This window comes from Clostridium fallax (assembly GCF_900129365.1).
Classification (GTDB): domain Bacteria; phylum Bacillota; class Clostridia; order Clostridiales; family Clostridiaceae; genus Clostridium_AH; species Clostridium_AH fallax.
Window position 1 is genome coordinate 1 of the sequence record NZ_FQVM01000063.1, and the last position, 1470, is coordinate 1470.

1 rRNA gene is annotated in these 1470 nt (G+C 51.6%); it reads left to right on the plus strand.

The features are described 5' to 3' along the window. Positions 1 to 1398, plus strand: a 16S ribosomal RNA gene (locus BUA70_RS12865); the annotation flags it as partial. Between the last annotated feature and the right edge of the window lie 72 nt (positions 1399 to 1470).

A 1470-nucleotide genomic window follows, 5' to 3' on the forward strand; every position in this document is an offset into this window, starting at 1 on the left:
GGGTAACCTGCCTCATAGAGGGGGATAGCCTCCCGAAAGGGAGATTAATACCGCATAACATCATTTTAGCGCATGCTGAAATGATCAAAGGAGTAATCCGCTATGAGATGGACCCGCGGCGCATTAGCTAGTTGGTGAGGTAACGGCTCACCAAGGCCACGATGCGTAGCCGACCTGAGAGGGTGATCGGCCACATTGGGACTGAGACACGGCCCAGACTCCTACGGGAGGCAGCAGTGGGGAATATTGCACAATGGGGGAAACCCTGATGCAGCAACGCCGCGTGAGTGATGACGGCCTTCGGGTTGTAAAGCTCTGTCTTTAGGGACGATAATGACGGTACCTAAGGAGGAAGCCACGGCTAACTACGTGCCAGCAGCCGCGGTAATACGTAGGTGGCAAGCGTTGTCCGGATTTACTGGGCGTAAAGGGAGCGTAGGTGGATTCTTAAGTGAGATGTGAAATACCCGGGCTTAACTTGGGTGCTGCATTTCAAACTGGGAATCTAGAGTGCAGGAGAGGAAAGTGGAATTCCTAGTGTAGCGGTGAAATGCGTAGAGATTAGGAAGAACACCAGTGGCGAAGGCGACTTTCTGGACTGTAACTGACACTGAGGCTCGAAAGCGTGGGGAGCAAACAGGATTAGATACCCTGGTAGTCCACGCCGTAAACGATGGATACTAGGTGTGGGAGGTATCAACTCCTTCCGTGCCGCCGTTAACACATTAAGTATCCCGCCTGGGGAGTACGGTCGCAAGATTAAAACTCAAAGGAATTGACGGGGACCCGCACAAGCAGCGGAGCATGTGGTTTAATTCGAAGCAACGCGAAGAACCTTACCTAGACTTGACATCTCCTGAATTACTCTTAATCGAGGAAGTCCCTTCGGGGACAGGAAGACAGGTGGTGCATGGTTGTCGTCAGCTCGTGTCGTGAGATGTTGGGTTAAGTCCCGCAACGAGCGCAACCCTTATTGTTAGTTGCTACCATTTAGTTGAGCACTCTAGCGAGACTGCCCGGGTTAACCGGGAGGAAGGTGGGGATGACGTCAAATCATCATGCCCCTTATGTCTAGGGCTACACACGTGCTACAATGGCTGGTACAAAGAGAAGCAAGACCGTGAGGTGGAGCAAAACTCAAAAACCAGTCCCAGTTCGGATTGTAGGCTGAAACTCGCCTACATGAAGCCGGAGTTGCTAGTAATCGCGAATCAGCATGTCGCGGTGAATACGTTCCCGGGTCTTGTACACACCGCCCGTCACACCATGAGAGTTGGCAATACCCGAAGTCTGTGAGCTAACCTGTAAAGGGGGCAGCGGCCGAAGGTAGGGTCAGCGATTGGGGTGAAGTCGTAACAAGGTAGCCGTAGGAGAACCTGCGGCTGGATCACCTCCTTTCTAAGGAAAATGTTATGATGAGGAATCATAACGAAATGGCTGGAAAAGTTATCTCTGTTTAATTTTGAGAGA